Origin of the sequence: Rhodopseudomonas sp. B29, assembly GCF_000333455.1 — a bacterium.
Classification (GTDB): domain Bacteria; phylum Pseudomonadota; class Alphaproteobacteria; order Rhizobiales; family Xanthobacteraceae; genus Rhodopseudomonas.
On record NZ_BADD01000685.1, the window covers coordinates 1 to 6,129 of the forward strand.

Annotated in this window: 7 protein-coding genes and 1 pseudogene; 2 read left to right on the forward strand and 6 right to left on the reverse strand. The window is 68.4% G+C overall.

Translation table 11 applies throughout. The features are described from left to right. A pseudogene (locus tag I5M_RS24835) lies at positions 1–871 on the forward strand (hypothetical protein); the annotation flags it as partial. A 389-nt stretch (positions 872–1,260) separates the two neighbouring features. Here the strand turns inward: I5M_RS24835 and I5M_RS24840 are convergent. The 6 genes from I5M_RS24840 to I5M_RS24865 form a co-directional block, all read right to left on the reverse strand. Next, complete coding sequence (locus I5M_RS24840) at positions 1,261–1,479, reverse strand: hypothetical protein (protein ID WP_022723869.1); 219 nt, start codon at positions 1,477–1,479, stop codon at positions 1,261–1,263. 485 nt (positions 1,480–1,964) lie between these two features. After that, entirely contained in the window at positions 1,965–2,168 is a 204-nt protein-coding gene (locus tag I5M_RS24845; RefSeq protein ID WP_022723870.1) for a light-harvesting protein, read from the reverse strand. Between the two features lie 24 nt (positions 2,169–2,192). Continuing rightward, on the reverse strand, positions 2,193–2,348 hold the full coding sequence (gene pufB / locus I5M_RS24850; RefSeq protein ID WP_011440233.1) for a light-harvesting antenna LH1, beta subunit: 156 nt from the start codon (positions 2,346–2,348) through the stop codon (positions 2,193–2,195). Between the two features lie 279 nt (positions 2,349–2,627). Further along, the gene (locus I5M_RS24855; protein ID WP_022723871.1) at positions 2,628–3,185 is read right to left on the reverse strand and encodes a cyclin-dependent kinase inhibitor 3 family protein; all 558 of its coding nucleotides are present in this window, start codon (positions 3,183–3,185) and stop codon (positions 2,628–2,630) included. Beyond that, positions 3,182–3,895 (reverse strand): hypothetical protein, encoded by a 714-nt coding sequence (locus I5M_RS24860; protein WP_031337476.1) that lies wholly within the window; start codon positions 3,893–3,895, stop codon positions 3,182–3,184. Before I5M_RS24860 ends, I5M_RS24855 begins: the two co-directional genes overlap by 4 nt. 245 nt (positions 3,896–4,140) lie before the next feature. After that, entirely contained in the window at positions 4,141–5,112 is a 972-nt protein-coding gene (locus tag I5M_RS24865; protein WP_031337478.1) for a c-type cytochrome, read from the reverse strand. A 238-nt stretch (positions 5,113–5,350) separates the two neighbouring features. On the opposite strand from I5M_RS24865, the gene I5M_RS24870 reads away from it, so the two are divergent. Next, complete coding sequence (locus tag I5M_RS24870; protein ID WP_022723874.1) at positions 5,351–6,001, forward strand: class I SAM-dependent methyltransferase; 651 nt, start codon at positions 5,351–5,353, stop codon at positions 5,999–6,001. Positions 6,002–6,129 lie beyond the last annotated feature (128 nt).

The window sequence follows — 6,129 nt, forward strand, 5'->3', positions numbered from 1 at the left end:
GATCGAGGAGCGGCGCGCTATTCGCCGACCACGCCCGGCGGTCCGACCACGTGTGCGGCCGCGCGGAGAGCCGAAGCGCAAGGCGACGCGCGCGCCGTCGAAATTCCCGCTGCGCAGCGCCATCGTCATCGGCATCGTACTGATGCTGGTCGGTGGTGTGATCGTGTCGTGGCCGACGTTGTCCGGCGTCGGCCGTAGCCTGATCGCGATGCTGAAATCGCCGTCGGCGCCGACCGAGACCGCGCAGACGCCGCAGCCGGCGTCGACCGACCGGCCCAAGATCACCGACCGCGTCGGCCAGCCGTCGAGCTCGGATCAGGTCGCGCCGGTGGCGCAGCGTGTCGTGCTGTACGACGAGGATCCGAACGATCCGAAGGGCAAGCAATACGTCGGCACGGTGACGTGGCGCACCGAGCAGATCAAGGGCGCCAGCGCCAAGGGCGGCGCCGACATCGCGGTGCGGGCCGACATCGACGTGCCCGAGCGCAAGTTCAAGATGACGATGTCGTTCCGTCGCAACACCGATTCGTCGCTGCCGGCGAGCCACACCGCGGAATTGACCTTCGTGCTGCCGCCCGATTTCGCCGGCGGCGGCGTCGCCAACGTGCCGGGCATCCTGATGAAGTCCAACGAGCAGGCGCGCGGCACGCCGCTGGCCGGTCTCGCCGTCAAGGTCACCGACAACTTCTTCCTGGTCGGCCTGTCGAACGTCGAAGCCGATCGCTCGCGCAACCTGCAGCTTCTGAAGGAGCGCTCCTGGTTCGACGTGCCGATCGTCTATGCGAACCAGCGCCGCGCCATCGTGGCGATCGAAAAAGGCGCCCCCGGCGACCGCGCGTTCGCGGACGCGTTCCAGGCCTGGGGCGAGTAGGGGCTCATCGATCGTCGCTGCGATGAGCGCAGCGACGAGACGACGCTCCTGCTCCGTACACCGTCCTCGCCCGTCTCTCCTCCCGTCGTCATTCCGGGGCGCGCGCGTAGCGCGTGAACCCGGAATCCCGAACTGTTCTGCCGCTCTTCGCCAATCGGATCGCTGGCCGCGATCTTTTTTCCACCATCTCGGGATTCCGGGTCTGCGTGCTGACGCACGCATCCCGGAATGACGGTGGGTGTCGGACGGAGCAGGGCAGCGGATAGGGAGTGGCGAATAGAATCGCGCCTCGGCATCTTCCATTCGCCACTCCCCACTCGCCCATCCCCCGAATCAAAAAGCGCCGCGGTGGCCGCGGCGCTTGCATCAATTCGGACATTGCTGCGCGACTACGGCGCGCCGATCTCGCCGGCGCGGACGGCGTGGCCCACCAGCGCATGCGCGTCGGTGACGCCGCGCGCCGCAGTCTGCACGATCACCTGCGCCATCATCGCTTTGGTGGCCGGCGTGCGATGTTCTTCCGCGATCTGCTCGACCGCGATCGCCAGCACTTCGCGCAGCGTCGCGACGTATTCCGGATCGAACTTCGGCATCTCGGGGATCGTCATGGGCAGTCTCCTTGTCTTGCGGCCGCAAACTGGCGTCGCATTGCGGCTCAAGTGCGCCGCGCCCATGAAGTTGCGATGACTTGGCCTGACAATGGAGTGATTCCAAGGTTAACGATTTTTTCACCACGTTTCGGGCGGCGACACGCCGCAGTGGTGATGTCGAAAGTGCCTGCAAAAAGGGGACTTCTTGCAGGCATGAGTCGCATCGCCGCGATCGTCACGCAGCTTCGCCGCGGTTTGGCCGCTGCATTGTCACGGCGATGAAATTGCCGCGTCATGCCGCCGCGCGACGCGGCGAGAGCGCGGCGCGCGTGTCATGAATTTCCGTCCATGTTGATGAGCACGCGATGTCGCTCGAGCAGATGCGAACGCGCGCGCGGCATTCGCCAACAGAAGCGCCGCGTGTTCGATGGCGCCAACCGCAAACGCCCGCCGGGACCTTGCGGTCCAGGCGGGCGCGAAGCGAGGCGCTTGAAGTAAGAAGCTTACTTCTTGGCGGCCGGCGCGGCCGGAGCCGGAGCAGCCGGAGCCGCAGCGGCGACGGTGCCGCCGTTCCAGTACTTGGCGAACCAGCTGGTGTTCTCGAGCACGGCGAAGTGCACCAGGATCGCGATGGTCGCGACGCTGCCGAGCAGCAGCGGCAGGCCGACGGTCGGGTTCACGACGGTCCAGATTCTACCTTGATTCATCTCGGATCTCCTTGATCGCCGGACTTAGTGCAGCCAGGGCGAATAAACGTAGGCGAGGAAATGCGCGACGATCGCGATCGCGCCGAAAATGCGCGTACCGTCGATCACGTGCTTGTGGATCTCTTCCGACTCCGCGATCGTCAGACCGGTCGGCCAGACCTTGTTGGGATCGTCTGCCATAGTGAACCTCCTCAAGAGACGTCGAACTTGTCGTGCGGATGCGCACGGGCAATGCTGCTAGCAGCGCCGGGACGATCCTCCGACCGATCGGTTGCTCCGACTGGAAGCGCCGCGTTGGTCTGGACTGTTCGTCCCGGTTCGAGAGCGCCGCACCGGTCGCCTGCAGGCACCTGTTCACGTCGTTCTCTCGCGTGGTCACATTATCGTGACAGGTGTCCTTGTCAACTTGACATGACACTTACGCCTGTCCGGTTCATGCCGGACGACGTTGGGCCGAGTTCAATCCTCGACCGGTGTCGCTGCCTCGACGGCCGCCTGCTGGTTGCGGGTTTCGATGGCGCCGCGGCGGACGCTGCGAACCTGGGCGATGGCGGCCGGCGCCGGCACGCCGAGCTCCACCAGCAGCCGCGCCGCGATCATGCCGGCGCGGCCGAGGCCGCCGCGGCAATGCACCACGATGTCACTGCCGCTGCGCAGCAGCTGACGGACGCCGCGGCCCTCGGTCGCCCAGCCCGCCTCGAACGCCGCGGTCGGCGGCTGATAGTCCGGGATCGGCAGATGCAGCCATCGCATCTGCCGCCGCGCGATCTCTTCGCCGAGTTGCGGCACGCGCAGCAGCCTCAGTTCGGCCGGCTCCACCAGCGTGATCACCAGCACGGCGCCCCAGGCGCGAATGGCGTCGAGATCGGCATCGAGATCGCGCGCCCAGCCGCCGGTCATCGCCGTGGCGTCGTACTTGCCCGGGCAGAAGGTGATGCCGATGCGGCCGAAGCCGGGGCCGGCGCGGACCTCGGCGATCTGCAGCGGGTGGCTCACGCTGGTGCGCAGCACCGTCATCGGCGCGCCTCCGCCGCGACTGCGACTGCGCCGCGCGGAGTCCGCCGCACCAGATCGGCCTGCCGGGCGATCAACAGGGCACTCAGCTCGCGCGCCGCCGGTGTCTCGCCATAGACGGCGATCACGCCATCCGCGATTGCCGCAGGCGTCAGCCGCGCCACCTTGGCGATCGAGGCCGCCAGCGCATGCGGCGCCATGGCGCCGAACACGCTCGCCCCGGCTGCATTGCTGCGCGGATCGCGCAGGCTGTCGAACTCGATCACCTCCTGGCCGAAATCGGCTTTGCGCGCGCCGCGCGCCCGATAGGCCAGTGCGCCGCCCTGGTCGATGCGCACCACCGCGCCGCCGGGGCCGATCAGCACATTGTCGAGGTCGGCGCCGAGCACGTCGCGATTGGCCAGCCAGGCATCGGCGGCGAAATCGGCGCACACCGCAGCCGCTTGCGCGGTGTCCATCACCTCGCCGAGCGTGACGCCGGCGACGCGGGCACTCGCCACCGCCAGGCGGCCGTCGCGCAGCACCAGCTCGGTGTCCGGCACGCCGGTGCCCGCCAGCCGATACAGCCGATTGGCCAGAACTTCGCTGCGGGCGTGATCGTCGCTCGCCGGGCATTTGACGTACCAGCGCGCGCCGGCCTCGTCGGCATAGAGCCCGCCCGGCGTCGTCCCGGCCTGTCCGCCGACCTCTGTCCACTCGCTCGCGTCGCGCACACCTGTCTCCGCCGCTCGTCCGCGCGCATCATCGCGGTGGAGAGCTGCGCGCTCAACGAACTGGATCAAAGCCGGCTGGAAGCCTGAAGCCCTCATCCTGAGGAGCCTTGGCGGCGCTCGTAGAGCGACGCGAAGGCGTCTCGAAGGATGGGCCGCGGGTGCCTGCAGCGCATGGTTCGAGACGGCGCTCCGCGCCTCCTCACCATGAGGATGTGCCTGTTGAGGGTGGTCCGAAACAGACCACACTACGGCGGCAGCGTTGCCAGATAGGCGGCGATGGCCGTCATGTCGGCGAGGCTCATGCGGCTGGCGTTGGCCTGCATCGGCTCCGCCATCTCGCCGCGGCGCAGGCCGTGCTTGAACTCGTAGAGCTGGCGCACGATGTAGCTCGGCGAGCGTCCGGCGAGCGGCGGAATGTCGTCGGTGCCGCGTAGCGCCTCGCCGTGGCAGCCGGCGCAGGCCGGCACACGCTCGGGCTCGCTGCCTGCCACCAGCGCCTGGCCACGCGCCACGCTGCCCGGCGGCACATAGGCGGTGAAGGTGACGCGCTGATCGCGGTCGACGTAGCCGTCTTCGTCGTCCGGCATCTCGACGATGCGGTCGCCGAGCGGTTCGCTGCCGCCGTCCGGCTTCGGCGTGTAGTACCAGTTCGGGATGATGCTGGCCGGGACGCGCTCGCTCTCGATCACCTTGATTCGCGCAGGCAGCTTCAGCGACGCGTAGTACGCCGTCGCCTGGTCGATCTCCTCCGGCGTCAGTTCCTTCAGCGCAGTGATCATGCGGAACACATGCGCCCGCGCCGCGACGCCGGTGCTGCGCGTGCCGGCGCGATAATCCGCGATCTGGCGCCTGAGATAAGCCACCGGCAGGCCGGCGAGGCTGGCGTTCTCCGGCCCGCCGATGCCCTCCGGCCGATGGCAGCTGCCGCAGGCCCGCAGATTGGGTTTGCGCCCCAGCCCGACGATTGACGGCATCGGCGGATGATCGCCCGGCCGCCAGTCGAGCGCGACGAACAGATCGCGGATCTGGGTCAGCGTGTAGCCGGCCGAGCTATCCGGGACATGGCGGACGGTGCCGTCGTCGGGCGGGGCCGCCGTGCCTTTCGGCGCGATCGGATAGGCCCACACCGGCGGCGCCTCGTCCGGCGCCGGTTCGGCCTGCAGCGAAAGCAGGTTGGAGGCCAAGAGGCCGAACCCCAGCGCCAGGCGCGCCGCCATCTTCCGCATCGCTCCCGCCCGTCTCCGGCGCGTCCGCGCCAGCCGCTCCTCGATTTCGGCCGGAGGATAAGGGGAACCTGATCTCGGTCAATCGCCAGCGACACGCATGAGCGCTCAGTAAGCGCCCTTGCACGGCGCCGGCCCCCATCGCACCGACGCAGTTTGCGCGAGATCATTCGCCGCCGCACCGCGGGCGCACTAGCGTCATTCGATCAGCCGCCGCGAGCGAGGAGACCCGATGTCCTTCCCCTGGCTGCGCACGCTGTGGCCGCAGCGCGACAGCGGCCCGAGCGGCGCCGCGTTCGACGCGCGCCACGGCATCGAGGCTGGCGCCAGCGTCGATCTCGACCGCCTCACCATCGGCTCCGACAGCCGCCGCTTCGGCGAGCGCTATCAGCCGAGCGATCCTGGCGTGCTGATCGATACGGTGAAGTATATCGGCCTGGATCCGGCACAGCATCGCTTCATCGATCTCGGCTGCGGCAAGGGCCGCATGCTGATCGTCGCCGCCGAGCTCGGCTTCCGCTCCTGCGTCGGCGTCGAATTCGCCGCCGAGCTGGCGCAGGTCGCGAAGCGCAACGCTGCCGCCGCCGGCTTCCGCAACATCAGCGTCATTCACGGCGATGCCGGCGCCTACAGCTTCGCGCCCGGCCGCGGCGCGCCGAAGCACGAGCCGTTCGTGCTGTATCTGTTCAATCCGTTCTCGGCCGAAATCATGATGCGGGTGCGCGACAATCTGGCGAAGCTGAGAAGCGCCAACTACACCGTCATCTACAAGAACGCCCGCGAGCGCGCGATCTTCGATGCGCTGCCGACGCTGCGGTACCGCGGCTCGCCGCCGCGCCACGGCGGCCTGTGGGGCACGCATGTGTGGGTGCCGAACAGTTAGTTCGCCAAGGACTCGCCAGGAGGAGGGCGCCGGGCGGGGGCGGTCTTAACCCTCCGTTAACCCTGCGCTCCCTAGTGTCTCATTGTTTCTTTGGTTTCCAGGCGTAGGTTGTTCGCGCGGCGCATGCC

Excerpts from the sequence above, each read along its gene's own strand:
- I5M_RS24840 (WP_022723869.1), bottom strand. The coding sequence starts at position 1,479 with ATGACGATCCCCGAGATGCCGAAGTTCGATCCGGAATACGTCGCGACG.
- I5M_RS24855 (WP_022723871.1), bottom strand. The coding sequence starts at position 3,185 with ATGACGGTGCTGCGCACCAGCGTGAGCCACCCGCTGCAGATCGCCGAG.
- pufB (WP_011440233.1), bottom strand. The coding sequence starts at position 2,348 with ATGGCAGACGATCCCAACAAGGTCTGGCCGACCGGTCTGACGATCGCG.
- I5M_RS24865 (WP_031337478.1), bottom strand. The coding sequence starts at position 5,112 with ATGGCGGCGCGCCTGGCGCTGGGGTTCGGCCTCTTGGCCTCCAACCTG.
- I5M_RS24845 (WP_022723870.1), bottom strand. The coding sequence starts at position 2,168 with ATGAATCAAGGTAGAATCTGGACCGTCGTGAACCCGACCGTCGGCCTG.
- I5M_RS24870 (WP_022723874.1), top strand. The coding sequence starts at position 5,351 with ATGTCCTTCCCCTGGCTGCGCACGCTGTGGCCGCAGCGCGACAGCGGC.